The sequence below is a fragment of the Caballeronia humi genome, assembly GCF_001544475.1.
GTDB lineage: Bacteria > Pseudomonadota > Gammaproteobacteria > Burkholderiales > Burkholderiaceae > Caballeronia > Caballeronia humi.
In genome coordinates, this window is the sequence record NZ_FCNW02000001.1 from 520,698 (window position 1) to 545,337 (window position 24,640).

Below are 24,640 nucleotides of genomic sequence, written 5' to 3' on the forward strand. Positions count from 1 at the left end.
CGGCCGAAACTCCCCGCTCCGCCTTTACCCGCGCGTTTAAGCTGCGTTTAAGTCGCCGCCGGGAACGAGCATGTATACTGACCCGTCACCCACGATCCAGCCTAATCCGCTTCCGACCGCAACACTCTATGCGAAAGAACCTGAAAAACATCGGCCTGATCGCCGCGGGCCTCGCGACCGGCGCGCTCGCAACCCTCCAGATTTCCGCGTCCGCCCAGCAAGCCGCTACCGCCCCGCTGCCGCTCGATCAATTGCGGTTGTTTGCCGAAGTTTTCGGGCAAATCAAGCATGAATACGTCGAACCGGTCGACGACAAGAAACTTCTCACCGCCGCCATCAAGGGCATGGTGTCGAGCCTCGATCCCCATTCGTCCTATCTCGACAAGACCGATTACGAAGAGTTGCAGGAGCAGACCAAAGGCCGTTTCGCGGGGCTGGGTATCGAAATTTCGTCGGAAGACGGGCTAATCAAGGTGATTTCGCCGATCGAAGACACGCCCGCATTTCGCGCAGGCATCCGTCCGGGCGACCTGATCACGCGCATCAACGACAAGCCGGTGCGCGGCATGACGCTGGACAAAGCCGTGAAGCAGATGCGCGGCGAGCCGGGTACGAAAGTCACGCTCACTATTTTCCGAAAGACCGACGACCGCACGTTCCCGATCACCGTCACGCGCGCGCTGATTCGCGTGCAGTCGGTGAAGATGAAGGTGCCGGAGCCGGGCTACGGCTATGTGCGCATCACGAGCTTCCAGGAGCGCACCGTGCCCGATCTCGCTGCGAAGCTGCAGGATCTCGCGCGCCAGCAGCCGGACCTGAAGGGTCTCGTGCTCGATCTGCGCAACAACGGCGGCGGTCTGCTGCAAAGCGCGGTCGGCGTCGCGGGTGCGTTCTTGCCGGATAACGCCGTCGTCGTGTCGACGAACGGGCAGATCGCGGACGCGAAGCAAACTTTCCGCGACACCTACGACAACTACCGCCTCCCGTCCTTCGATTCCGATCCGCTGAAGGACGTGCCGGCGATCTTCAAGAAGGTGCCGATCGTCGTGCTGACGAACGCTTATTCGGCGTCGGCGTCGGAGATCGTCGCGGGTGCGCTGCAGGATCATCATCGCGCGCTGATCGTCGGCAAGACGACGTTCGGCAAGGGCTCGGTGCAGACCGTGCGCCCGATGACCGCCGACACCGCCCTGCGCCTCACGACGGCCTACTACTACACGCCGAGCGGCAAGTCGATCCAGAACCAGGGCGTGCGCCCCGACGTTCCGGTCGACCAGTATGCAGAAGGCGATCCGGACGACGCACTCGTCACGCGCGAAGTCGACTACTCGAATCACCTCGCGAACACGCAGGATCCGAACGAGAAGAAGGAACAGGAAGCGCGCGAGGCCGACCGTCTGGAGCAGCTGCGCATCCTCGAAGAGCAAAACGACAAGAAGACGCCGGAACAGCGTCGCAAGGATCGCGAGCGCAAGCCCGTCGAGTTCGGCAGTTCCGACGACTTCATGCTGCAACAGGCGCTGAACAAACTCGAAGGCAAGCAGGTCGTCGAATCGAAGTCGATCAGCGAACGCAAGCTGGCGCTGAACAAGCCACCGCGTTCGGCTTCGGCGCCCGTCGCCGTGAAGCCTGCGCTGCCGGCCACGCCGGGTTCGGGTGCCACACCGGCTTCCGCGCCGACGGCAGAAAGCAAGTAAGCAGCACTCGCAGCAATCAACGGGCTTCGTGGCATTACGCCACGAAGCCCGTTTTTCATTGGGGCATACGTGGGCGTTGCGCGCTTAAAATGACGAATTCGATCACGTCGCAACGCCAGCCCACCCGCACCGCCCGATGAACGACGACCAACTCCTCCGCTATTCCCGCCATATCCTCGTCGACGAGATCGGCATCGAGGCGCAGCAGCGCTTTCTCGACGCGCACGCGCTCGTGATCGGCGCCGGCGGGCTCGGGTCACCAGCGGCGATGTACCTGGCGGCGTCGGGGGTCGGCGAGATCACGCTGATCGATGCCGATACCGTCGATCTCACCAATCTGCAGCGGCAAATCCTGCACGTGACGGAGTCGGTCGGACGGCCGAAGGTCGAATCGGGCCGCGACACGCTCGCCGCGCTGAATCCCGGCGTCAAGATCAACGCGCTAATGCAGCGTGCCGACGCCGCCTGGCTCGACGAAAACGTGCCGCGCATGAGCGTCGTGCTCGACTGCACAGACAATTTCGCGACGCGCCACGCGATCAACGCGGCCTGCGTCGCGCACGGCGTGCCGCTCGTGTCGGGCGCGGCGCTGCGTTTCGACGGCCAGATCAGCACCTTCGATTTCCGCTCGCCGCAATCGCCCTGCTACGCGTGCGTCTTCCCGCCGGATCAGGCGTTCGAGGAAATCGCGTGCTCGACGATGGGTGTGTTCGCGCCGACCGTCGGCATCATCGGCGCGATGCAGGCGGCCGAGGCGCTACGGGTGATCGGTGGCTTCGGCGAGACGCTCGCCGGGCGGCTGATGATGCTCGACTCGCTGCGCATGGAATGGAACACGATGCGCATCGCGCGCCAGCCGACGTGTCCGGTCTGCGGGTCGCGCCACGCCTGAACGGGCGAACGTGCCGCTGCTATCTCAAATTTAAGAGTTCTCCAGTTTCGACGATGAGTACGCCGCTATAAGGTGGCGCAGCACTTTTTCGCGACAGGGCGGCCGGCTATTTGCACCAGCCAGCGGCATCGAACGGAGTTCACCACATGAGCAGCACCGGCAACAAAGACAGCACCCAGCGCGGCCTCACCGAAAGCACGTTCGCCAAACCCGGCGCGCCCAGCATCGCCGGCCCCGAAGGCATCCGCTACGACTTCAACTACGGCTGCCGCGTGCAGGTGCCAGTCGACGGCTGGCGCGTGCGTATGGTCGATCTGGACACTCACAGCCTGCTGTTCGACGAGCCGGTGGAAGCGGGCGTCGTCGTGACGAGCCGCCGCAAGTATTTCGTGCGCTTCCAGCTTCTGGTGCACGATGGCGAACGGCTCGTGTTCTCGCACAGCTACGACGCGCGCGGGAAAAAAGTCGTGGTGCGCCCATCGACGATGGCGCTCGGCGATTCGCTCGCGTGGGTTCCGATCGTCGATGTGTTTCGCGATGCGCATCAATGTGAGCTGGTCATGTTGCTCGCGCCGCACTTGCAGCCGCTCTTTCGCGCGGGATATCCCGATATTCGTTTCGTGACGAAGGAAGAACTCGACACGCTCGGCGACGATGCGTATGGAACCTACTACCTCGGCCTCTTCTCGCCCTACACCGACCGCGATCACCAGCCGACCGACCCGCGCGTCAGCAGCATGCAGGACACCGTTTCCTACATGCTTGGCGTGCCGTGCGAGGAGCGGCGGCCGCGGCTCGTCATCGCGGATACGGCGCGGCGCATTCCCGAGCGCTATGTCTGCATCGCGACGCAGGCGACCGCGCAATGCAAATACTGGAACAATCCGCGCGGCTGGCCGACCTTGATCGCGCATCTGAAGGAATTAGGCTATCGCGTGCTGTGTATCGACCGCAATCGCGAGTACGGCCTTGGCGATCACATCAACAAGATGCCCGAAGGCTGCGAGGATTTCACCGGCGACCTTCCGCTGCAAGAACGCGCGAGCCTGCTGCTACACGCGGATTTTTTCGTCGGATTGGGGAGCGGGCTGTCGTGGCTCGCGTGGGCGGTCAGGACGCCGGTCGTGATGATCAGCGGCTTTTCGCACCCGCAGACCGAATTCCACACGCGGTATCGCGTGATCAACTTCCACGCGTGCAATAGCTGCTTCAACGATACGACCACCGAATTCGACGCCCGCAATTTCCTCTGGTGTCCGCGCCGCCACGACAAGGCGCAGCCGTTCCAGTGCACGTGGTCGATTTCTCCTGAGCACGTCATTCTTAACGTACACCGGGTCATCGCCGAGCACCGGCTCGCGGAAATCTAGGCTTTTTGCAATTGTGCGAGCGCCGTCGCAAGTTCGGCGGGTTCGTAGGCGGCGAGGACATCGGCGACGGGTTTCTCGAACGCCTTCAGATTCGAGCGCAGGATTTCCTGCTTCACCACGAGCAACTGGCTCGGATGCATCGAAAATTCGGTCAGCCCCAGGCCGAGCAGCAAGCGGGTGGCGGTCGGATCGCCCGCCATTTCACCGCAAATCGATACCGGCACGCCCGCGCGATTCGCTTCGCGCAGCGTGAACGCGATCAGATTCAACACCGCCGGATGCAGCGGATCGTACAGATGCGCGACGGCGTTATCGGCGCGATCGATCGCGAGCGTGTACTGGATCAGATCGTTCGTGCCGATCGACAGGAAATCCAGCCGCTTCAGGAACAGCCGCACGGCGATTGCCGCAGCCGGAATCTCGATCATCGCGCCCACCTGGACGTTCGGATCGTAGGCGATGCCGGCGTCGTCTAGCTGGCGCTTCGCTTCCTGGATCAGGTCGAGCGTCTGATCGATTTCCTGCGCGTGCGCGAGCATCGGAATCAGAATCTTTGTCGGACCGAACGCCGATGCCCGCAGGATCGCTCGCAATTGCGTCATGAACATCTGCGGCTCGGAAAGGCTCCAACGGATCGCGCGCAGGCCGAGCGCGGGATTCGGTGCGGTCTCGTAGCCGTCGCCGCCCATCGAATCGAGCGGTTTGTCGGCGCCGACGTCGATCGTGCGGATCGTCACCGGCCGGCCGTTCATCAGCTCGATCGCACGCTTGTACGCCTCGAACTGCTCCTCTTCCTCCGGCAGCCGGTTCTTGTGATTCATGAACAGGAATTCGGTACGGAACAGCCCGACACCCATCGCGCCAGCTTCCACGGCTGTCTGCGCGTCGTCGGGCAATTCGATATTCGCGCACAATTCGATCTTCGTGCCGTCGAGCGTTTGTGTCGGCGAGAATTTCAGGCGCTGCAGCTTGCGCTGTTCAAGCACCTTTTCGCTTTGCCGATAGGAATACTCTTCGAGCACGATCGGCGCCGGATCGACGATCACGATTCCATGATCGCCGTCGACGATGATCAGATCGTTCTGACGAATCAGCGCGCTCGCCTGCTGCACGCCGACCGACGCCGGAATGCCAAGGCTGCGCGCGACGATCGCCGTATGCGACGTGCGGCCGCCCAAGTCCGTCACGAAGCCCTTGAACGCCTGCGTCTTGAACTGGAGCATGTCGGCGGGCGCGATATCGTGCGCGACGACGATCATCTCGTTATGCCCGTTGCTGGCGGCGTTGTGCGCCACGAGCGACGCCGTCGAAGGCGCGCCCGCCAGCGCCTTCAGCACGCGCTCCACGACCTGCTCGATGTCGGCCTTGCGTTCGCGCAGGTATTCGTCTTCGATGTCGTCGAAATGGCGGCTCAGGATCTGGAGTTGCTCGGTCAGCGCCCATTCGACGTTGTAGCGCCGCGTGCGCACGAGATCGATGGTTTCCTGCACGAGCATGGCGTCGTTCAGGATCATCGAATGGACGTTGATGAAGGCGCCCATTTCGCTCGGGGCGTCGGCGGCAAGGTCTTCGCGCAGGGCGTCGAGTTCCGCGTGCACGGCTTCTTGCGCCGCATGAAAGCGCGCGATTTCCTCGCCGATCTGGTCGGGCTCGATCAGGTAATGGTCGACGTCGAGGGCCGCGGGCGCGATCAGATACGCGCGCCCGATGGCGATGCCGCGTGAGACGGGAATTCCATGCAGCGTGAAGGACACGCGCACCTCCTCTAGTTGTGATTGTCCGCGGTCTCTCATTGCCGCGGCTGGCGCTTGGGAATCGGCGCGATCATTATAAATTCGATCGGCGCCCCGGACCCGTTGTGGCACGCCCAAGGGAGGGTTTTGGAGCGTTTACTGCGGTGGACGAACAAAAGCCGCGTCGATGCGCGGCTTTATCGGTCCTGCTCGACGAGCTTCACGCGGGCTTACTGCCCTTCGCCGAACTTGTCGGCGATCAGCGCGAGGATGGATTTCATCGCCTCGTCTTCATCCGACCCTTCCGTCTCGATCACGACGGTGGCGCCGATGCCCGCCGCCAGCATCATCACGCCCATGATGCTCTTCGCGTTGATCCGGCGGCCGTTGCGGCTCATCCAGATTTCGCACTGATAGCTGCCGGCCATCTGCGTGAGCTTGGCCGACGCGCGCGCGTGGAGCCCCAGCTTGTTCACGATTGTTGTTTCTTGTTGCAGCATGATGCTCCGAAGCGCTGAGTGAAGGGAAAAAGTGCGTCGTCAGGTCGTGGCCTTGGCCGTCACCCGATCCGCGCTCGCCGAGGACGCCGGATCGGCCGTGCCAGGCGCTGCCGTGGCGAGGGCGCAGGGGTTCTGCGGCGTTGTCGAATCGAGTTCCTGGATGCCTTTTGAGCCGCCCTGCAAAATTTTTTCGGTGAGCGTGGCGAGCGGAGTCGTGCGATAGCAGACGGCGCGCACGAGCATCGGCAGATTGACGCCGGCGAGCACGCGCACGTCCTCGGCGGCGAGGCTCTGCGCGATATTCGCGGGCGTCGCGCCGAACACGTCGGTGAGCACGATCGCGCCGTTGCCTTCGCGCAGACGATCGATTTCGGAGCGGGCAAACGCGCGGACCTCGACCGGATCGCAATCCGGCTTGACGTCGATGACGCCGATGCGCGCGGGCAAGCCGCCGTAGATGTGAGCGACACACTCCCGCAGCGCGGAGGCGAACGGTGCGTGCGCGATGATCAGAATGCCAGCCATATCAGAGTTGCTGCCCCAAAACGACGAAAACCGTCGGTGAACATCGAAATGCGCCAGGTTTGGCGGCCGGGATGTCGATTTCGGAGCGATGGACGAAAGCCTTAAGCTTAGCCGCGTTCCGTTCAGACCGCTTGCGACATCCTTTACAAGCGATATCGGCAGCTTAGGTCGCGATCCTTAATCTGGCCTTTAAAAGCGCTCTCGCGCGCCGGATCGCGCCCTGAATACGACATCTCACGGTCGGCAGATTGTAACAGTCTGGTTCGTTCAGCCTGCCGCGCGCTCCAGCGCGTCGATGAACATGCCGGCGACGTCGAAGCCCGTCTGGTCCATGATCTCGCGGAAACACGTCGGGCTCGTGACGTTGACTTCGGTGAGGTAGTCGCCGATCGCGTCCAGCCCGACCAGCAGCAAACCACGCGAATAAAGCTCGGCGCCGAGCGCCTCCGCGATCTCGCGATCCCGCTCCGAAAGTGGCTGCGCACGACCCAGGCCGCCCGCCGCCAGATTGCCACGCACTTCGCTGCCCTGCGGAATCCGCGCGAGCGAATACGGCACCGGCTGGCCGCCGATCAAGAGAATGCGCTTGTCGCCGTCGGTGATCTGCGGGATGAACTTCTGCGCCATCACCGAGCGCGCGCCGTCCTCGCTCAGCATCTCGATGATCGATCCGAGGTTCATGCCGTCCGCCTTCACGCGGAACACGCCCATGCCGCCCATGCCGTCGAGCGGCTTCAGGATCACGTCGCCGTGTTCGGCGTGAAAGCCGCGCAGACGGGCCGGGTCGCGCGTGACGAGCGTCGGCGCGACGTACTGCGGCCATTCGGCGATCGCGAGTTTCTCGGAGTGATCGCGGATCGCCTGTGGCTTGTTGAAGACGCGCGCGCCGGCGCGTTCCGCCATTTCAAGGAGCCACGTCGAGTTGACGTATTCCATGTCGAACGGCGGGTCCTTGCGCATCAGGACCGCATCGAAATGCGTGAGCGGCAGGTGTTCCGGCTGCTCGGCCGCGTACCACGGCGAACGGTCGCTGTTCGCTTCGTCGCCGACGATCGAAATGCGCCGCGCGCTCGCCTCGACGCCGCTGCCCGTCCACGCCAGATGCTGCGGCTCGCACGCGTAGAGCACGTGGCCGCGGCGCGCGGCTTCAGCCATCATCGCGTAGGTCGTGTCCTTGTAAATCTTGAAGCGATCGAGCGGATCGGCGATAAAAAAGATGTCCATAAGGGTCCACAGTGGGTTGTCCGGTGCCCGGCGGCGCCCGTCATACAAGGCGCCCGGCGGGTTGTGTCAGACCTGAATCGCTTCGGGATCGGTCTTCTCGAGTTCCACCGACGCCGCGAGCAGCCCCAGCCGCGCCACGACGCCGTACATGTAGAAGCGGTTCGGCGGCGCCGCGCCGGGTTTCGCGTGCGAGTCGGGCAACGCCGTGTGCTCGAAGCCGAGCGGCACGAAGTGCATACCGGGCGCGTTGAGATTCTGGTCGCGTTCGCGCGAGTCGTGCACGCGATAAAACCCGCCGACCACGTACCGGTCGATCATGTACACGACCGGTTCCGCGACGCTGTTTTCCACGCGCTCGAACGTGTGTACGCCTTCCTGCACGATCACGTCGTGCACTTGCAGGCCGTCCTTCGCGTCGTTCATCTTCGCGCGCTCGCGCTTGGTGAGCGCGGCCACTTCGCTTGCGTCGTGCACGGTCATCACGCCCTTGCCGTACGTGCCTGCATCGGCCTTGATGACGACGTACGGCTTCTCGCTGATGCCGTACTCGCGATACTTCTTCGCAATCTTCTTCAATACGCCGTCGATGGCGTCCGCGAGCGCCTGTTCGCCCGTGCGCGCCTCGTAATCCACGCCTTCGACATGCGCGAAGTACGGATTGATCATCCAAGGATCGATTTCGACGAGCTTCGCGAACTTCTTCGCGACGTCGTCGTAGCAGGAAAAATGCGTCGATTTACGGCGCACGGCCCAGCCGGCATGCAGCGGCGGCAGCAGATACTGCTCGTGCAGGTTTTCGAGCACGGGCGGAATGCCCGCCGACAGATCGTTGTTCAGCAGGATCGAACAGGGATCGAAGTTCTTCAGGCCGAGACGGCGCGGCGTGCGTTCGAGCGGTTCAAGCACGATCTTCTGGCCGTCGGCGAGCGCGATCGTCACCGGGCCGTGGATGTTTTCGTCGAGCGTGCCGAAGCGCACGTGCAGGCCCGCCTGACGCATGATCGTCGCGAGCCGGGCTACGTTTTCGAGGTAGAACGCGTTGCGCGTATGGCGCTCGGGAATCACGAGCAGGTTCTTCGCGTCGGGGCAGATCTTTTCGATCGACGCCATCGCGGCCTGCACGGCGAGCGGCAGCACTTCCTGCGGCAGGTTGTTGAAGCCGCCGGGAAACAGATTGGTATCGACAGGCGCGAGCTTGAACCCCGCATTGCGCAGATCGACCGAGCAATAAAAGGGCGGCGTGTGTTCCTGCCATTCGAGCCGGAACCAGCGTTCGATGGCCGGCGTGGCGTCGAGAATCTTCCGCTCGAGATCGAGCAGCGGGCCGTTTAACGCCGTAACTAAGTGCGGAACCATTGATTTCTCGCGGACTGGAGACGAAAGATTGTAGAGCAATTGCTTTGCCTACTTGGGGATGAACCGCCTTTTCCCAAGGTTTCCCGGGCCCGCCCGCCGGGATTGCACCCTCAATTTTTCTTATCGCGGCGATAGCCCACCGCCGTCCACTTTCTGACTCACCAAAAAAGATGCCCGCCGGTCAAGGCGGGCAAAGTCGCTGCGCTCGTTCTGTTCCGGACCGTCCCCCCTTTCGCGCGGGACGGTTCCTTCCTGAAAACTACTCAAACGTTATTCGACATGCTCGCCGTGCAGCGTGACGTCGAGACCTTCGCGTTCCTGTTCTTCCGTCACGCGCAGGCCCATGACCATGTCGATGACCTTGAGCAGGATGAAGCTGACCACGCCGCTATAAACCAGCGTCACGAGCACGCCCTTCGCCTGGAGCAGCACGCTGCCGTCGAAGCCGCCGATGTCCTTGACCGCGAACACGCCGGTCAGAAGCGCACCGATAATCCCGCCGACGCCGTGCACGCCGAACGCGTCGAGCGAATCGTCGTAGTTGAACTTGTGCTTGAGCCACGTCGCCGACCAGAAGCAGGCCACACCCGCCACGATGCCGATCACGATCGCGCCCGTCACGCCGACGAAGCCCGAAGCCGGCGTGATCGCAACCAGACCCGCCACCGCGCCCGAAATGATGCCGAGCACCGAGGGCTTGCCCTTCGCGATCCACTCCGCGAACATCCAGCCGAATGCGGCGAAGGCGGTGGCGATTTGCGTCGTCATCATGGCGAAGCCGGCACGGCCGTCCGCCGCCACTGCCGAACCCGCGTTGAAGCCGAACCAGCCCACCCACAGCATCGATGCGCCGATCAGCGAGAGCACCAGGTTGTGCGGCGCCATTACTTCACGGCCGTAGCCGACGCGCTTGCCGAGCACCAGACAGCACACCAGACCCGCGATACCGGCGTTGATGTGGACCACCGTGCCGCCGGCGAAGTCGAGCACGCCTGCGGAAGCCAGCCAGCCGGTCGGTTCCCAGACCATGTGCGCGATCGGCGAGTAGACGATCAGCGACCAGAGCGTCATGAACACGAGCATCGCGGAGAACTTCATGCGGTCGGCGAACGCGCCGGTGATGAGCGCCGGGGTGATGATCGCGAACGTCATCTGGTAGACGAAGTAGACCGATTCCGGGATCGTCGAGGCGAGGTGGCTCACGGTGAGCGTCGTCGCCTTGTCGCCCTTGATGTAGTCCATGCCGTGCAGGAAAACGCGGGAGAAGCCGCCGAGGAACGAACTACCGGGCGTGAACGCGAGGCTGTAGCCGACGACGGTCCAGATGATCGTCACGAGACAGCAGATCGCGAAGCTCTGCATCACGGTCGCGAGCACGTTCTTCTTGCGGACCATGCCCGCGTAGAAAAGCGCGAGGCCGGGGACCGTCATGAAGAGCACGAGGGCCGTGGAGGTCAGCATCCAGGCGGTGTCACCGGAACTGATTTTCGACGAATCGACGGAGAAAGGAGCCGTCGGAGCAGCGGGGGCGGCCTCGGCGCCCGACGCGGCCGGGGCCGCCGAAGCAGCTTCAGCCGAGGAGGACATCGCTGTGTTGGCGCTGACGGGTGACGCGGTGTCGGGTGCGCTTGCTGCCGTGGCATTGGACGCCGGGGCTGAAGCCGCAGCCGGAGCGGACGCGTCCTGGGCCAGAGCGGTGCCGACACTGGCGCCGATCAGCGACCCCGCCATCAACAAGGACATCAATAATTTGCGCATTCTTCTGTTTCCTCTTATCGCCGAATTCTTCTTAGAGAGCGTCCGCGCCGGTCTCACCGGTGCGAATACGAATGACCTGTTCGATTGCGGTGACGAAAATCTTGCCGTCGCCGATCTTGCCCGTGCGTGCTGCGCGTTCTACAGCCTCGATCGCCTGGTCGACGATGTCGTCCGAGACGGCCGCTTCGATCTTCACTTTCGGCAGAAAGTCGACGACGTACTCCGCGCCGCGATACAGCTCGGTGTGTCCCTTCTGACGGCCGAAACCCTTCACCTCGGTCACCGTGATGCCCGAGACGCCGATCGCCGACAGCGCTTCGCGCGCTTCGTCGAGCTTGAAAGGCTTGATGATTGCGGTAATAAGCTTCATGTAACCCTCGCAGTGGTGTGTCTGATCCCTCGTTGCCTCGCGCGGCGTCTCGTCGATGCTGCGCCGCGTCGTCCCGCCCGCCAGCCGCTGAAAAGAGCACGCAGGAAAGGCCCGCGCCACTTATGCAACTCGTGTGCCATGCGTGTATCTATGGGGGAAAGCGGGCTTTTTGATTCGGCTCGGCACGAGCCTCGGCCGAATGGCCAACGCTCGGGACGCGTGCTGGCGCCGCATGGAGTTCGTTGCTAGAGTGCGCTCAAGGTCCGGCAAACAGGGGCGCAACGGGGTGTGATGCAGGGTGCCGGTCGATTAGACTTGCGCACCGCGCCGGTGCACCAAAATCGATCATTCAGGAAGCCGGAGCACTGACCTAACGATGGATGCACTGAATTTGTGCATCAAGGGAGAAAAACCATGAAACAACCTAACGACGTGTTCAACGATTTCCAGCAGAAAGTCAGCGAACTTCTGAAGAATTCGCCCGCAAAAGACCTTGAAAGGAACATGAAGGCCATGCTGTCGCAGGGCTTCTCGAAACTCGACCTCGTGACCCGTGAGGAATTCGATACGCAGACGCAAGTGCTTGTGCGCACGCGCGCGCGGCTCGAAGAACTCGAAGCGCGCGTCGCGCAGCTCGAACAGCGGCTGACGGCGGGTGGATCGTCGCAGGACTGAACTCGCTTTTTTGACGCAGCCTCGGCCGAGCGAGCCGTGACGTTTTGAATCGAAAGCATCGGCGCCGGATTGCAAAGGCGCCGGGATCAGAGGGGAAATCATGTCGCTTGCCGTGGTACGCAGCCGCGCGCCCGCGCCTGGGCGCGCGCCCGAGGTGGTCGTCGAAGTCCACCTCGCCAATGGATTGCCATCCTTTTCGATCGTCGGCCTGCCCGACCTCGAAGTCCGCGAAAGCCGCGAGCGCGTACGCGCCGCGCTTCAGAACTGCGGTTTCGACTTTCCCGTTCGCAGAATTACCGTCAACCTCGCGCCCGCCGACCTCCCGAAGGAAACCGGCCGCTTCGACTTGCCTATCGCGCTCGGCATCCTCGCGGCGAGCGGGCAGATTCCCGCTGAATCACTGGAGCGGCGCGAGTTTGCGGGCGAACTCTCGCTGACGGGCGCGCTGCGGCCGATGCGCGGCGCCTTCGCGATGGTCTGCGGCGCAGCGCGCCAATTTTCCGAAGGCCAGCCAGCGCCTGAGGTTTATCTGCCGCTGGCGAGTGCGGCGGAGGCGGCGCTGGTGCCGGGCATCGACGTGTTCGGCGCCGCCGATCTTCCCTCGCTGTGTGCGCATCTCGCCGGCTCCGTCGATGGGCGCCTCACGCCGGTGCGCCCGAGCGCGCTGCCAGATGCCGCCGCAGGTCCGCCGCCGCCCGATCTCGCCGATGTCATCGGTCATCCTGGAGCGCGCCGCGCGCTGGAAGTCGCGGCGGCGGGCGGGCATCACTTGCTGATGGTCGGGCCGCCCGGTGCGGGCAAATCGATGCTCGCCGCGCGCCTGCCCGCCCTCCTTCCGCCGATGACCGACGACGAAGCCCTCATCTCCGCCGCAATCCTGTCGGCGAGTTCGCTCGGGTTCGCCCCGCAAGCGTGGCGGCGGCGGCCGTTCCGGGCGCCACATCATTCGTCGAGTTCGGTGGCGCTGGTCGGCGGGCGCAATCCGCCGCAGCCGGGCGAGATTACGCTCGCGCATCTGGGCGTGCTCTTCCTCGACGAGCTTCCCGAGTTCGATCGAAAGGTTCTTGAGACGCTGCGCGAGCCGCTCGAAGCGGGGCGCATCACGATTTCGCGCGCCGCGCAGCAAGCCGATTTCCCGGCCTCGTGCCAGTTGGTCGCCGCGATGAATCCGTGTCCGTGCGGCTGGCGCGGCGATCCGAACGGACGCTGCCGATGCACGCCCGAAATCGCCGCGCGCTATCTGCGCAAGCTTTCCGGGCCGCTGCTTGATCGCATCGATATCCAGATTGAGTTGCCCGCGCTCACGCCGTCGGAGTTGTCGGCGAGGAGCGCTGTGCGTGGCGAAGCGAGTGCGGGGGTGGCGCGGCGCGTGGCCATCGCGCGCGAGCAGCAGTTGCGGCGGCAAGGGAAGACGAATCGCGAACTGGACGGCCGCGAAGCCGATGCTGTCTGCCAGCCCGATGCCGCTGGCGAGACGCTCTTGCGCGAAGCAGGCGAGCGTTTTGGCTGGTCGGCGCGGGCCTATTACCGCGTGTTGAAGGTGACGCGCACGATCGCCGACTTGGCCGGCGCGGAGATTCCGGGCGCGGCCCACGTCGCTGAGGCCGTTCAGTACCGGCGGGCGCTATCGGTCGCGTGATCGCAAATAGTGCTTGTCAAGACTTGACTTATGCACACCGTGCCGCTCCTGGCCCAATTTTTATCCTACTAAAGCAGGAAATTTGGATGTCTGTTCAGGCCATTGATTTTATTGAATTATTTAAAGTGCTTCGATTGAAGGCAAAGTAACGAATCGCCCGCCGAATGGTCATATCAGCGGCTGCTGACAGTCTTTTCCACAAAGTTATCCACAGCACTTGTGGATAGCTGGAAAAAGCCAGCTAAATCCTATGATTAGCGCAGAAACCTGCTGCGGAACTTTCATTTCGGGATGGACGTCTGAGCACGCTCGTTCCGTTCCGCTATCAGGATTTGGAGGGTTCTCTCTAATAAAGTTTGAAGGACGTGAAGAATTGATCGGCCTGGTCCTGCGGCGGCTCCTTGCCTGACACGATCGCAACCTGATACACGTGCACGCCCCGCGCGACGAAACGCGCGTGGATCGCGTGAGACTCGCGCTTTTCGCCACTCGTACCCTTCACGTCGATTTCGCTTCCGAGCACACGGCCGCCCGCCGCGAGTTCGATCTGCGTCGCGCGCGCGGACGGCGGCGCGTTCACGTTGCGCGCGAGGCCCTGCTGAAGGAAGTCGAGCGCGGCGCGCTGAAGGGCCGGATCGGCGCTCGGCAGGACGACCGTGCCGACAGCAAAAACCGCGTCGCCGGCCTCAGCGGTCTGCATTTTCATTTGCATCGGCTGCCCGGCAATCTGGATTTCCCGCTGATCGGAGCGTGGCTTGGCGGGCAGCGTGATCTCGTAGCCGTCGTCGTTGTTCATGACGGTGCGCCAGTCGTAAGTTGGCGTGCAGGCGAGAATCGTGCCGCAGGCCGCGAAGGCGCCGAAAGCAGCGGAGAGTCGGCGTGAGACATTGAGGCGTTTTGCTCGATTCATAACGGAAAAGCGCTGGAAAACCCTCATTATGGCTGCTTGATACCGGACCTTCCGGGTGCGGCGAGCCTGCGTCCAGGAATAAGGCTAAAATATGGCCTCCTCTGGCGCATCTCTCGCGCAGTCCCCGGTTTCACGAGGTTCACATGTCTCAAGGCACTCAGGAAACGTCCGCGCGCGGCAAAAATCCGCTGCGCTATATCGTGATGGCGGTCGTTGCGGGCGTCATCGCCTGCACCGGCTATTTCGCGTTCGGCGGACAGCAGCGGGCACCCGATGCCACCTTTACGCTGCTCTCGGGGCAGAAGATCACAACGTCCGCCGATCTGAAGGGCAAGGTCTATCTCGTCAACTTCTGGGCGACGAGCTGCGAGACCTGCATGAAGGAAATGCCGGAGATGATCAACACGTATAACCGCTTCAAGGATCGCGGGCTTGAATTCGTCGCCGTGGCAATGAGCTACGACGCGCCGATGTACGTGACGAACTACGCCCAGACGCGGAATCTGCCGTTCAAGGTCGCTATGGACGACGGGAGCGCGGCGAAGCAGTTCGGCAACGTGCAGTTGACGCCGACGACGTTCGTCATCGATAAGGACGGTAAGATTTTGAAGCGGTATGTCGGGGAGCCGACTTTCGCCGAGCTGGATGCGCTGCTGGATAAGGCGTTGAAAGCGGGGTGAGTTTCAGGCGTAGGTGGAGAGACTGTGAGAGGGCTGCTCAGTGACGAGTGGCCCTTTTTTATTGGGAATCGCGTGCCTTAGTTTCGGAATATCGAAACTAACTTGTCATTTCAGTCACGTTGCCTTATTGTTTCGATATATCGAAACAAATCGCATTTAGGGGCTGCCGCCCGCTTTGTTACGGAATCTCGAAACTCTTATGAGATCTTTGCCTAAAGCGGATCGGTCACTCGGTCCGCGTATTGCGTCGCTAAATGCTCTCGGTGAGATGGTGAGATCCCATAGAGCCATGATCAATTTGCGAATCGATGACGCCGCCAGCCTGTGCGGGGTCTCTTCGGATGTATTTTCCCGCCTCGAGAACGGCAGGCCTGTCGGAACTGACAAAGTGCTCAGGGTGCTCGACGGCCTCGGACTGGGTCTTCTGATTCTCGAAAAAGACACGGCACTGCAACTGGAGCGTTCGATCGTCAACGCTCGCCAGAACGAACCGGAAGCCTCTTGAGTACCCATCGTCTCCATTGTTTTACCCACAACACCTTGATCGGCACCGTCTCGTACGAGGCCAACGAAGACGCCTTCGCTTTTGAATACGACGCCGCGTGGCTGCACTCCCCGGATGCCTATCCGCTGTCGCCGCACATCCCGCTCGCCGCCGACGCCTCTGCGAAAGGCGCGGCCGTGCGTCGCTTTCTTGCGAATCTCTTGCCAGAGGGCCGCGCACTCGACATCACGTCGATCGTCGCGCAGGTATCGAAGAACAACGTCTTCGGGCTGATCCGCGAACTCGGAAGCGAACCGGTCGGCGCATTCAGTTTTCGGACCGAGGACCAAGTTCCGGATCAGCTACCTCCGCTGCGTCGCGAAATCACGCCCGAAGAACTCGACGCGCGTATTCGTGATCGCGCGAATGTCCCACTACCGGTGTGGGATGGGCGCGTGCGGCTGTCGGTGGCGGGGTATCAGGACAAGCTACAGGTACTCATCGACAGCGACCGGATGTTTCTCGCCGATGGCTCGCTTGCTTCGACGCATATTCTCAAACCGGAAACGGGAAATCCGAATACGCCGCATATGGTCGCCAACGAGCACTTCTGCATGACGTTCGCGGCGCGTCTTGGCCTGCCCGTGGCGCCGGTGTCCATCCGGCGCCTGCCTGAGCCGATCCTGCTCGTGCGCCGCTTCGACAGGAAAGTGAGCGGCGACGCCATTCGCAGAATCCATGCGATCGATGGCTGCCAGGCGCTCGATCTGCCGGTCGCGTACAAGTACGAGCGCAATCTGGGGAGCGGTCGGGACGTGAGAAATATCCGCGACGGCGTGAGTTTTGAGCTGCTGTCGTCACTGCAAAGCCATTTTGTGAAACATGCGGCCGCGCGACACACACTCATGCAATGGGCGTTGCTGCAATTTTTGATCGGTAACAGCGATGCGCACGGCAAAAATATTTCGTTTTTCGTGACGCCGAGCGGACTTGCGCCCGCGCCCTTCTACGATCTCGTAGCGGTCGGCGTCTACGCGGCGAAGTCCATCGGTCACGATCTGGCGATGGCATTCGGTGACGAATTCAGCCTCACCGACGTCAACGCCTACGCGTTCGCTGATTTTGCTCAGCGCACAGGCGTCGATCGTCGCTTCCTCGCGCGTGAGATGACCCGCATCGGCAAGCTGGCGCCGCAGGTCGCGCGAGCGGTCTCGCTCGAGTCCCACTACACCGACGGCGAACGCGAGATCGTCGAGCGGATTGCAGATTTCATCGCCACGCAGGCTAGTAAGCTGATTGGCCTCGCGCCGCGCGTGCCAGAAATAGACGCCGCTCTGCTCTAGCGAACCCTCACCGCTCCTCCCCCTTCACCGCCAGCCCATACCGCTTGATCTTCTCGTACAGCGTCGCCTTCCCCAGCTGCAACCGATCCGCCGCCGCAGCAACCACCCCACCGCACCGCTCCAGCGCCTCCGCAATCACCGCCCGCTCGAACTGCTCCGTGCGCTCCTTCAGCGATTGCGTTTCCGCATCGAGCGGGACAGCCGTGTCGTCGATCACGCCGAGCACCATCCGGTCCGCCGCGTTGCGCAACTCGCGCACGTTGCCCGGCCAGTCGCGCTGCATCAATTGCGCCCGCTGGCGGTCGGTCAGCATCGGCGCGGGGCGCTCGTAGCGCACGGCGGCATCGAGCAGGAAATGCTCGAACAGCGGCACGATATCCTCACGACGCTCCGCCAGCGGCGGCAACGCAATCGTCACCACGTTCAACCGATACAGCAAATCGCGCCGGAACGTGCCGTCGGCGACGTGCTCCGCCATATCGCCCTTCGCCGCCGCAACCACGCGGCAATTCGCGCGGATCGGCTGGTTGGAGCCGAGCCGCTCCAGCACGCCGTCCTGAAGCACGCGCAACAGCTTCACCTGCAGCGACAACGGCATGCTTTCGATTTCATCGAGGAAAAGCGTTCCGCCTGACGCATGCTCCAGCTTGCCGACCCGCCGCTTCTGCGCACCAGTGAACGCGCCGGCCTCGTAGCCGAACATCTCCGATTCGAACATCTGCTCCGGCAGCGCGCCGCAATTCACCGCGATAAACGGCTTGTCCCGCCGCGGCGACAAATCGTGCAAACTCCGCGCGATCAGTTCCTTGCCCGCGCCGGTATCGCCGTTGATGAGCACGGAGGCGTCCGTCGGCGCGACGTTCGCGATCAGCCGGCGCACCTGCTCGATAGCCGGACTGCGCCCGATGATGCGCGGCGCCACGCTGCTTTGCCCGGCGAGTTCGCGTCGCAGCGCCTGGTTTTCGAGCACCAGCGTGCGGCGTTCGAGCGCGCGGCGCACCGCTTCGATCAGGCGCTCGGAGGCGAACGGCTTTTCGATGAAGTCATAGGCGCCGTCGCGCATCGCCTGCACGGCCATCGAGATATCGCCGTGGCCGGTGACGAGGATGATCGGCACCTCGGGCGCGCGCTCGCGGCATTGCGCGAGCAAATCGAGGCCGCTCGCACCCGGCAGGCGGATATCGCTCACGATCACGCCTGGAAAACTCGCGTCGATCGAACGCGACGCCGCCTCGACGCTGCCGTGCCCCGCAACCTCGAAGCCCGCGAGTTGCAGGCTCTGGACGCTTGCGCGCCGCACGAGTTCGTCGTCTTCGATAAAGATCACCTGCAGGCCAGTCGTCATTGCTTGGTCTCGCTTTTCACAAAGTGTCACGCACGCCGCAGCGTCAACATGAATTCTGCACCTTGAGCACGGTCAGCGTCGGCCTGCGTGCCGCCTTCGGGGCCATCGACCGCGAGCGCCACCGCCCGATTGCGCGCGACGAGCGTGCCGCCGTAGTCACGCGCGATCGCCGATGAAATCGCCAGGCCGAGGCCCAGGCCGTGCCCCATCTCCTTCGTCGTGAAGAATGGCTCGAAGAGGCGCGGCAGGACATCGGCGGGAATGCCGGGACCGTTGTCGCGCACGACGAGCTCGACGGCCTCCTCGCGCCTCTCGATCAATATTGAGATGCGCGGCGAATCGCACGCGCCGACCGCGTCGAGCGCATTGCCGATCAGGTTGATCAGAATCTGCTCCAGCCGCAGGTCCTCGCAGCGCACGAAAACCGGCGCGTTTTCATCGGCGAGTTCGGGCGCGACGTCGAGCGCGACGTTCTGCATCCGCGGTCGCAGCATCGCGAGCACGTTGCGCAGCGCGCGCGTCACATCGGTGCGGGCGTTGCGCGGCCGCGCCTTCGAGACGAACAGCTTCAACTGATTGGTGATCTTGCCCATCCGCTCCGTCAGCGAGGCGATCGCTTCCAGATTCTCCCGCGCCGCCGCCTGATCGCCGCGTTCGATCAGGACGCGTGTGTTGTCGGAGAAACTGCGCAGCGCGGCGAGCGGCTGATTCAGCTCGTGCGTGATGCCGGCCGCCATCTGGCCGAGCGCGGCGAGCTTGCTTGCCTGGATCAGCTCGTCGTGCGCGGCGCGCAAATCCTGCTCGGCGCGCGTGCGCTCGCTCACCTCCTTCGTCAGTTGCGCGTTCGCCTCTGACAGATCGGCAGTGCGCTCGGCCACGCGCTGGTTCAGTTCGGCATAGGCCGTTTGCAGCAATTCGCGGCTGCGGATCATGTCGCGCACGCGCACGCGCCGCATGCGCCAGTAAAACGCCAGCAGGCAGAGCGACACGAACACGAGCCCCGTCACGATCGCGGCCGTGCGCGCGGCGCTCTCGACAGGATCGAGCGGCGCCATCGTGATCAGTTGCCAGTCGGGTTCGCCGATCGAACGGCGCGTCGCAAGGAAGCTCGGCGGATTGCGCCCGCCGCCGATGCGCACGATCTGCGCATCGCCTTCGAGCGTCTTCACAATGGTCATCGGCAGCGGCTCGATCGTCTTTTGCGCGTACTGACGCGCGGCGAACACGGACGCCTCGATGTTCTTCGGCAGCGGCCGCACCGCGTGATATTTCCACGCCGGCACGGAGGAGAGAAAAATCACGCCGTGATCGTCGGTGACGATGAGCGGCTCGACCGCATCCGCACCCTGCAGCCATTCGAGGTTGAGCTTCACCACCGCCACGCCGACGATCGCGCGCGTACCTTCGCGATAAACCGGTTGCGAGATGTAATACCCCGGCTCGCGCGACACCGTGCCGAGCCCGAAGAAACGGCCGGTGTGGCCTTGCGTCGCGTCGATGAAATAAGGGCGAAATTGATATTCCGAGCCGACGAAGCTGTCCGGCTGCAGCCAGTTGCTGGCGGCGACGCACACGCCGTTCGCCCGGATGATGTAGGTGACGGTCGCGCGGGCACGGCCGTTCAGGTCGTCGAGATAGCGGTTCGCGCGTTCCGTGTTGCGCGGCGTTGGATCGGTCAGGACATCCTGCACGATCGGATGGCGCGACAGCAGGTACGGCAGATATTCGTAACGGTCGAGCGTGCTCTTGAGCGTGCCTGTCGTGCGATCGACGCGGGCCGCGGCGTTGCGCCGCAAGTCGTCGATGCCGCGCTGCCATGCGATGTTCCAGGTGAGCGCGCAGGCCGCCACGAGCGCGGCGGCGAGCGCGAGGAACACGAGCAAACGGCGCGTCACGTGTGCGGTTTCCGGGAGAGGGGATTGCGCGATTGTGGCATAGGAGCCGTCCGAAAACGGACGCGGCGAAGCATCCGTGATCTGATGCTTCGCCGCTTTCATTGCCGTGTCGTCCGGTTTTTTAGTGCTGTTTCAGCGGAACGGGTTCCTCTTCCGTATCGGCCACCGGGTTGCCGGACAGCGCGTTACGCATCTTGTTGCGATCGAGTTCCTTCTCCCATGCCGACACGACGACCGTCGCCACGCCGTTACCGACGATGTTCGTCAGCGCGCGGCATTCGCTCATGAAGCGGTCGATGCCGAGAATCAGCACCATGCCGGCGAGCGGGATCGTCGGCACGACGGCGAGCGTTGCGGCGAGCGTGATGAAGCCCGCGCCCGTCACGCCGCTCGCGCCCTTCGACGTCAGCATCGTCACCGCGAGGAGCGTCAACTGCTGCGTCCAGGTGAGATCGGTGTTCGTCGCCTGCGCGATGAAGAGCACGGCCATCGTCATGTAGATGTTCGTGCCGTCGAGGTTGAACGAGTAGCCGGTCGGCACCACGAGACCCACCACCGAGCGCGAGCAGCCGAGCTTTTCGAGTTTCAACATCAGTTGCGGGAGCGCCGCTTCCGACGAGCTCGTGCCGAGCACGATCAGCATCTCTTCCTTGATATACGAGATGAAGCGCAGAATGTTGAAGCCCACCACCTTCGCGATCGAGCCGAGCACGACGACCACGAAGATGATCGACGTCAGATAGAACGTGCCGATCAGCTTCAGCATCGGCACGAGCGAGCCGATGCCGTACTTGCCGATGGTGAACGCCATCGCGCCGAACGCGCCGATCGGCGCAAGCTTCGTGATGATGCCGACCATGCCGAACAGCACGCCCGACAAGCCTTCGATGAACGTCGTCACCACGCGGCCCCGATCGCCCAGGTGCGCGAGCACGGCGCCGAACAGAAGCGCGATCAGCAGGATCTGCAGGATTTCGCCCTGCGCGAACGCCGACACGAGCGTATCCGGGATGATGTGCATCAGGAAATCGACCGTCGACTGGCCGTGCGCCTTCGCGGCGTAGGATGCGACCGCCTTGCCGTCGAGCGTCGCCGGATCGACGTTGAAGCCGGCGCCCGGTTTCAGGATGTGCGTCGCGGCGAGGCCGATCACGAGCGCGAAGCTCGAGACGATCTCGAAGTACAGCAGCGCCTTGCCGCCGACGCGCCCGACCTTCTTCATGTCCTCCATGCCGGCGATACCGGTCACGACGGTACAGAAGATGATCGGCCCGATCACCATCTTGATGAGCTTGATGAACCCGTCGCCGAGCGGCTTCATGTCGGTGGCGAAGGTGGGATAGAAGTGTCCGAGCGCGATACCGACAGCGATGGCGATCAGCACCTGCACGTACAGGACTTTGTAGAAGGGTTTTTTCGTCACGATGGTTCCAGGCAAATTTCAGGCAGTTGGCAAGGGAAGCCGGTGGCGAGCCGCGAGAAGCGCGAGGAGCGTCGGTACTTTGAGAGGAGCACCATGAAACGCGCCGCGAGCAGCAGCCAGGCCGCTACGACGACGGATTCAAGGGCGTTTCGAGGGATTGGGATGCATCGCTTGTCTCCTTTGGCTTTTTATGGAGCGGCCTTGCGGGCCACGCTTATACATTGCAAGGTCGATGCCAGTTTTTGTTTTGGCTAAACGATTGAATCTAATGGGGTTTTTGCGCTCTCCCCTGATCTCCCATCCGGCTTTCCGGAATTCAGGAAATACGCCGTCCGGCGTTCCGGACAGCCTGCGGGTTTTCCCTTAGAGCCTTTGTCTACGGGGTTTCCCGAGGTTTTCAGACAGTTTTAAGATGTGCTGAACCCGATTAGCAATCCAGCGACCCGGAAAACAAAAAACCCACGTTGCCGTGGGTTTTCTTTAGAACCGAAAGCGAGGTTTCTTAAACCACGCCCGCGTCGTGCGCCTGCTGATCCGCGTGATAGCTCGACCGCACCATCGCGCCGACTGCCGCGTGCGTGAAACCCATCTCGTACGCCGCTTCCTCGTACATCTTGAAGGTATCGGGATGCACGTACGAACGCACCGGCAAATGGTGCTCCGACGGCTGCAGATACTGCCCGATCGTCAGCATGTCGACGTTGTGCTCGCGCAGGTCGCGCATCACCTGAAGGATTTCGTCCTCCATTTCTCCAAGACCGACCATCAGCCCGGATTTCGTCGCGACCTCCGGATGCAGCGCTTTGAAGTCCTTCAGCAGCTTCAGCGAATGGTGATAGTCCGACCCCGGACGCGCTTCCTTATAAAGACGCGGCACCGTTTCGAGATTGTGGTTCATCACATCGGGCGGAGCGGCGGTCAGGATGCCGATCGCGCGATCCAGTCGTCCGCGGAAGTCCGGCGTCAGGATTTCGATACGCGTTTGCGGCGAATGCTCGCGGACTTGCCGAATGCATTCGACGAAGTGCGCTGCGCCACCGTCGCGCAGATCGTCGCGATCGACGCTCGTGATCACCACGTACTTCAGCTTCAGCGCACCGATCGTGCGGGCGAGGTTCAGCGGTTCGTCGGCGTCGAGCGGATCGGGACGGCCGTGCCCGACGTCGCAGAACGGGCAGCGGCGCGTGCACTTGTCGCCCATGATCATGAACGTCGCGGTGCCCTTGCCGAAACATTCGCCGATGTTCGGGCAACTCGCTTCCTCGCACACCGTGTGCAGGTTGTGCTCACGCAGGATCTGCTTGATTTCGTAGAAACGCGAGCTGCCGGTCGCGGCTTTCACGCGAATCCACTCGGGCTTCTTCAGTTTTTCGATCGGGACGATCTTGATCGGAATGCGCGCCGTCTTGGCCTGCGCCTTCTGCTTGGCGGTGGCGTCGTAGGCGGCGGGGGCGGGCGTTGCGGGCGTTGCGGGCGTTGCGGAGGTTGCAAGAGCGCCAGCGAGATTTCCGGTTGCGTCATTCATTCGGTCGATCCATTCAGACGGTCAGGCCGTTCTGCGGTTGAGCGGCGCCACTCGGAACGCCGTCGATTTGGTAGGTAAGCCGTTCAGCGAGACGCCCGGCCACTTCATGCCAGTCGGCCGCGACGCCGAGCGTCGCCATGTCGACTGTTTCGAGTCCCGCGTAGCCACATGGATTGATCGCCAGAAACGGCTGCAGATCCATCTTCACGTTCAGGCTCACGCCGTGATAACTGCAGCCATTTCGAATCTTCAGACCCAGCGCGGCGATTTTCGCGCCTTCGTGCAGATGGGCGTCCGGGCTTGTCGCACGGTCGTTTTCGAACGGTCGTGAGACGTAGATGCCGGGCGCGCCAGCCTTACGATCAGTCGCCAGATTATACGCCGCAAGCGTTTCGATCACGGCCTCCTCGATCCGACGCACGAGTTCGCGCACCATCAGCTTGCGGCGGCGCAGGTCCAGCAGCAGGTACGCGACGACCTGTCCCGGGCCGTGGTACGTGATCTGCCCGCCGCGATCCACCTTGACAAGCGGGATGCCGCTATCGGCGACCAGAAGATGCGCGGGATCGCCCGCGAGACCGAGCGTGAACACCTGCGGATGCTCGACGAGCCAGATTTCGTCGGGCGTGTCAGGCGCGCGGGCGTCGGTGAACGCGCGCATGGCGTCGAAGCTTTGGCCGTAGGGTTCGAGGCCGCGCCAGCGCAGCGTCACGGGATGCTCGCCGGAGCCGATGAGGCTCGCGGCGGCGAGATGGGGATGAAGCGGGGAGTCAAGCGTCGTGGCGGGCATGGTCCCGGTAGTTTACCGAAATCGCGTGTTGCCCGCCGCGCCTTGGTATATCGCTCAGACCGTTCTCCAGCCGGAGCGGAAGCGTTCAACGAGCCGGTCGAACGAATGCGCGAGCCAGGTGGCGGCGCGCTGGTCGGGGCGCGGGCAAATCGTGAAGACGACTTGCGCGGCCCTGTCGCCATCGACGCTCAACCACAGCCGCTCGCGCTGGCGAAGCTTGAGCTTGTCGCCGGGGACGAGCCAGTAGTCCTCGATGTCGTTGCTGCGCGTCGCCCAGACGGCGGCGCCCTGGACCTTCAGTTGCGTGCTGCGGCCGATGCGCATCGGCACCGTTTCGCCGGGCTTGATTTCGAACGTGACGCTTGTGGAAATTTCTCGCATGATCGACTCCGCCAAAGTTGGTTTCGATGGCTACAATCGTAGGCGCGGCAAGGGGTTACGCAAAACGAGCAATTTTCACGGCTATGTGAGGTAAATTAGCTAAGCTCCGGTCTTTCAGGTTAGCC

Annotated in this window: 22 protein-coding genes; 8 read left to right on the top strand and 14 right to left on the bottom strand. The window is 63.0% G+C overall.

Going from position 1 to position 24,640, the window contains the following annotated elements; all coding sequences use genetic code 11:
• Positions 1-128 precede the first annotated feature (128 nt).
• The 3 genes from AWB65_RS02475 (at position 129) to AWB65_RS02485 (ending at position 3,959) form a co-directional block, all read left to right on the top strand.
• The gene (locus AWB65_RS02475) at positions 129-1,697 is read left to right on the top strand and encodes a S41 family peptidase (RefSeq protein WP_087665599.1); all 1,569 of its coding nucleotides are present in this window, start codon (positions 129-131) and stop codon (positions 1,695-1,697) included.
• 136 nt (positions 1,698-1,833) lie between these two features.
• A complete protein-coding gene (locus tag AWB65_RS02480) occupies positions 1,834-2,589 on the top strand; it encodes a HesA/MoeB/ThiF family protein (protein WP_087665600.1) in 756 nt (251 codons plus the stop codon).
• A 146-nt stretch (positions 2,590-2,735) separates the two neighbouring features.
• On the top strand, positions 2,736-3,959 hold the full coding sequence (locus AWB65_RS02485) for an autotransporter strand-loop-strand O-heptosyltransferase (RefSeq protein WP_087665601.1): 1,224 nt from the start codon (positions 2,736-2,738) through the stop codon (positions 3,957-3,959).
• On the opposite strand, the gene ptsP is transcribed toward AWB65_RS02485, so the two are convergent.
• From ptsP to AWB65_RS02520, 7 genes are all read right to left on the bottom strand, one after another.
• A complete protein-coding gene (gene ptsP, locus AWB65_RS02490) occupies positions 3,956-5,713 on the bottom strand; it encodes a phosphoenolpyruvate--protein phosphotransferase (RefSeq protein WP_200821646.1) in 1,758 nt (585 codons plus the stop codon). The genes AWB65_RS02485 and ptsP overlap by 4 nt on opposite strands.
• Before the next feature lie 209 nt (positions 5,714-5,922).
• Complete coding sequence (locus AWB65_RS02495) at positions 5,923-6,192, bottom strand: HPr family phosphocarrier protein (protein ID WP_087665603.1); 270 nt, start codon at positions 6,190-6,192, stop codon at positions 5,923-5,925.
• Between the two features lie 39 nt (positions 6,193-6,231).
• Positions 6,232-6,717: a PTS sugar transporter subunit IIA gene (locus tag AWB65_RS02500; RefSeq protein WP_087665604.1), complete on the bottom strand. Its 486-nt coding sequence runs from the start codon at positions 6,715-6,717 to the stop codon at positions 6,232-6,234.
• A gap of 267 nt (positions 6,718-6,984) precedes the next feature.
• The gene (gene gshB / locus AWB65_RS02505; protein ID WP_087665605.1) at positions 6,985-7,941 is read right to left on the bottom strand and encodes a glutathione synthase; all 957 of its coding nucleotides are present in this window, start codon (positions 7,939-7,941) and stop codon (positions 6,985-6,987) included.
• Positions 7,942-8,007: 66 nt separating this feature from the next.
• Positions 8,008-9,297, bottom strand: a complete 1,290-nt coding sequence (gshA, locus tag AWB65_RS02510; protein WP_087665606.1) for a glutamate--cysteine ligase — start codon at positions 9,295-9,297, stop codon at positions 8,008-8,010.
• A 270-nt stretch (positions 9,298-9,567) separates the two neighbouring features.
• A complete protein-coding gene (locus AWB65_RS02515; protein ID WP_087665607.1) occupies positions 9,568-11,055 on the bottom strand; it encodes an ammonium transporter in 1,488 nt (495 codons plus the stop codon).
• Positions 11,056-11,086: 31 nt separating this feature from the next.
• Complete coding sequence (locus tag AWB65_RS02520; protein ID WP_014190273.1) at positions 11,087-11,425, bottom strand: P-II family nitrogen regulator; 339 nt, start codon at positions 11,423-11,425, stop codon at positions 11,087-11,089.
• 414 nt (positions 11,426-11,839) lie between these two features.
• Between AWB65_RS02520 and AWB65_RS02525 the strand changes: the two genes are divergently transcribed.
• On the top strand, positions 11,840-12,100 hold the full coding sequence (locus tag AWB65_RS02525) for an accessory factor UbiK family protein (RefSeq protein WP_087655782.1): 261 nt from the start codon (positions 11,840-11,842) through the stop codon (positions 12,098-12,100).
• Positions 12,101-12,200: 100 nt separating this feature from the next.
• Positions 12,201-13,739, top strand: coding sequence for a YifB family Mg chelatase-like AAA ATPase (locus AWB65_RS02530; protein WP_087665608.1), 1,539 nt, complete (start codon positions 12,201-12,203; stop codon positions 13,737-13,739).
• Between the two features lie 346 nt (positions 13,740-14,085).
• Here AWB65_RS02530 and AWB65_RS02535 read toward each other — a convergent pair whose 3' ends face one another.
• Positions 14,086-14,535, bottom strand: coding sequence for a hypothetical protein (locus tag AWB65_RS02535; protein ID WP_374729726.1), 450 nt, complete (start codon positions 14,533-14,535; stop codon positions 14,086-14,088).
• A 257-nt stretch (positions 14,536-14,792) separates the two neighbouring features.
• Between AWB65_RS02535 and AWB65_RS02540 the strand changes: the two genes are divergently transcribed.
• From AWB65_RS02540 to AWB65_RS02550, 3 genes are all read left to right on the top strand, one after another.
• Entirely contained in the window at positions 14,793-15,329 is a 537-nt protein-coding gene (locus tag AWB65_RS02540; RefSeq protein WP_087665609.1) for a peroxiredoxin family protein, read from the top strand.
• Positions 15,330-15,597: 268 nt separating this feature from the next.
• Positions 15,598-15,834 carry a helix-turn-helix domain-containing protein gene (locus AWB65_RS02545; protein WP_327357105.1) on the top strand — a complete coding sequence of 79 codons (237 nt, stop codon included), beginning with the start codon at positions 15,598-15,600 and terminating at the stop codon, positions 15,832-15,834.
• Positions 15,831-17,156 (top strand): HipA domain-containing protein, encoded by a 1,326-nt coding sequence (locus AWB65_RS02550; RefSeq protein ID WP_087665611.1) that lies wholly within the window; start codon positions 15,831-15,833, stop codon positions 17,154-17,156. The genes AWB65_RS02545 and AWB65_RS02550 overlap by 4 nt, the downstream gene beginning before the upstream one ends.
• Positions 17,157-17,163: 7 nt before the next feature.
• Here the strand turns inward: AWB65_RS02550 and AWB65_RS02555 are convergent, their stop codons facing one another.
• The 6 genes from AWB65_RS02555 to AWB65_RS02580 all read right to left on the bottom strand — a co-directional run bounded on the left by AWB65_RS02555 (position 17,164) and on the right by AWB65_RS02580 (position 24,515).
• Positions 17,164-18,501 carry a sigma-54-dependent transcriptional regulator gene (locus AWB65_RS02555; RefSeq protein WP_087665612.1) on the bottom strand — a complete coding sequence of 446 codons (1,338 nt, stop codon included), beginning with the start codon at positions 18,499-18,501 and terminating at the stop codon, positions 17,164-17,166.
• A gap of 26 nt (positions 18,502-18,527) precedes the next feature.
• Positions 18,528-20,498, bottom strand: coding sequence for a sensor histidine kinase (locus tag AWB65_RS02560; protein ID WP_087665613.1), 1,971 nt, complete (start codon positions 20,496-20,498; stop codon positions 18,528-18,530).
• A gap of 19 nt (positions 20,499-20,517) precedes the next feature.
• Complete coding sequence (locus AWB65_RS02565; RefSeq protein WP_087665614.1) at positions 20,518-21,819, bottom strand: dicarboxylate/amino acid:cation symporter; 1,302 nt, start codon at positions 21,817-21,819, stop codon at positions 20,518-20,520.
• Positions 21,820-22,321: 502 nt separating this feature from the next.
• Positions 22,322-23,344 (bottom strand): lipoyl synthase, encoded by a 1,023-nt coding sequence (gene lipA / locus AWB65_RS02570; RefSeq protein WP_087665615.1) that lies wholly within the window; start codon positions 23,342-23,344, stop codon positions 22,322-22,324.
• Between the two features lie 13 nt (positions 23,345-23,357).
• Complete coding sequence (lipB, locus tag AWB65_RS02575; RefSeq protein WP_087665616.1) at positions 23,358-24,134, bottom strand: lipoyl(octanoyl) transferase LipB; 777 nt, start codon at positions 24,132-24,134, stop codon at positions 23,358-23,360.
• 54 nt (positions 24,135-24,188) lie between these two features.
• The gene (locus tag AWB65_RS02580; RefSeq protein WP_087665706.1) at positions 24,189-24,515 is read right to left on the bottom strand and encodes a DUF2917 domain-containing protein; all 327 of its coding nucleotides are present in this window, start codon (positions 24,513-24,515) and stop codon (positions 24,189-24,191) included.
• Positions 24,516-24,640 lie beyond the last annotated feature (125 nt).

What these genes read in the sequence shown, in the direction of transcription:
- AWB65_RS02475 (WP_087665599.1), top strand. Translation starts at nt 129, where the DNA reads ATGCGAAAGAACCTGAAAAACATCGGCCTGATCGCCGCGGGCCTCGCG.
- AWB65_RS02480 (WP_087665600.1), top strand. Translation starts at nt 1,834, where the DNA reads ATGAACGACGACCAACTCCTCCGCTATTCCCGCCATATCCTCGTCGAC.
- AWB65_RS02485 (WP_087665601.1), top strand. Translation starts at nt 2,736, where the DNA reads ATGAGCAGCACCGGCAACAAAGACAGCACCCAGCGCGGCCTCACCGAA.
- AWB65_RS02495 (WP_087665603.1), bottom strand. Translation starts at nt 6,192, where the DNA reads ATGCTGCAACAAGAAACAACAATCGTGAACAAGCTGGGGCTCCACGCG.
- AWB65_RS02500 (WP_087665604.1), bottom strand. Translation starts at nt 6,717, where the DNA reads ATGGCTGGCATTCTGATCATCGCGCACGCACCGTTCGCCTCCGCGCTG.
- gshB (WP_087665605.1), bottom strand. Translation starts at nt 7,941, where the DNA reads ATGGACATCTTTTTTATCGCCGATCCGCTCGATCGCTTCAAGATTTAC.
- gshA (WP_087665606.1), bottom strand. Translation starts at nt 9,297, where the DNA reads ATGGTTCCGCACTTAGTTACGGCGTTAAACGGCCCGCTGCTCGATCTC.
- AWB65_RS02515 (WP_087665607.1), bottom strand. Translation starts at nt 11,055, where the DNA reads ATGCGCAAATTATTGATGTCCTTGTTGATGGCGGGGTCGCTGATCGGC.
- AWB65_RS02520 (WP_014190273.1), bottom strand. Translation starts at nt 11,425, where the DNA reads ATGAAGCTTATTACCGCAATCATCAAGCCTTTCAAGCTCGACGAAGCG.
- AWB65_RS02525 (WP_087655782.1), top strand. Translation starts at nt 11,840, where the DNA reads ATGAAACAACCTAACGACGTGTTCAACGATTTCCAGCAGAAAGTCAGC.
- AWB65_RS02530 (WP_087665608.1), top strand. Translation starts at nt 12,201, where the DNA reads ATGTCGCTTGCCGTGGTACGCAGCCGCGCGCCCGCGCCTGGGCGCGCG.
- AWB65_RS02535 (WP_374729726.1), bottom strand. Translation starts at nt 14,535, where the DNA reads ATGAACAACGACGACGGCTACGAGATCACGCTGCCCGCCAAGCCACGC.
- AWB65_RS02540 (WP_087665609.1), top strand. Translation starts at nt 14,793, where the DNA reads ATGTCTCAAGGCACTCAGGAAACGTCCGCGCGCGGCAAAAATCCGCTG.
- AWB65_RS02545 (WP_327357105.1), top strand. Translation starts at nt 15,598, where the DNA reads ATGGTGAGATCCCATAGAGCCATGATCAATTTGCGAATCGATGACGCC.
- AWB65_RS02555 (WP_087665612.1), bottom strand. Translation starts at nt 18,501, where the DNA reads ATGACGACTGGCCTGCAGGTGATCTTTATCGAAGACGACGAACTCGTG.
- AWB65_RS02560 (WP_087665613.1), bottom strand. Translation starts at nt 20,498, where the DNA reads ATGAAAGCGGCGAAGCATCAGATCACGGATGCTTCGCCGCGTCCGTTT.
- lipA (WP_087665615.1), bottom strand. Translation starts at nt 23,344, where the DNA reads ATGAATGACGCAACCGGAAATCTCGCTGGCGCTCTTGCAACCTCCGCA.
- lipB (WP_087665616.1), bottom strand. Translation starts at nt 24,134, where the DNA reads ATGCCCGCCACGACGCTTGACTCCCCGCTTCATCCCCATCTCGCCGCC.
- AWB65_RS02580 (WP_087665706.1), bottom strand. Translation starts at nt 24,515, where the DNA reads ATGCGAGAAATTTCCACAAGCGTCACGTTCGAAATCAAGCCCGGCGAA.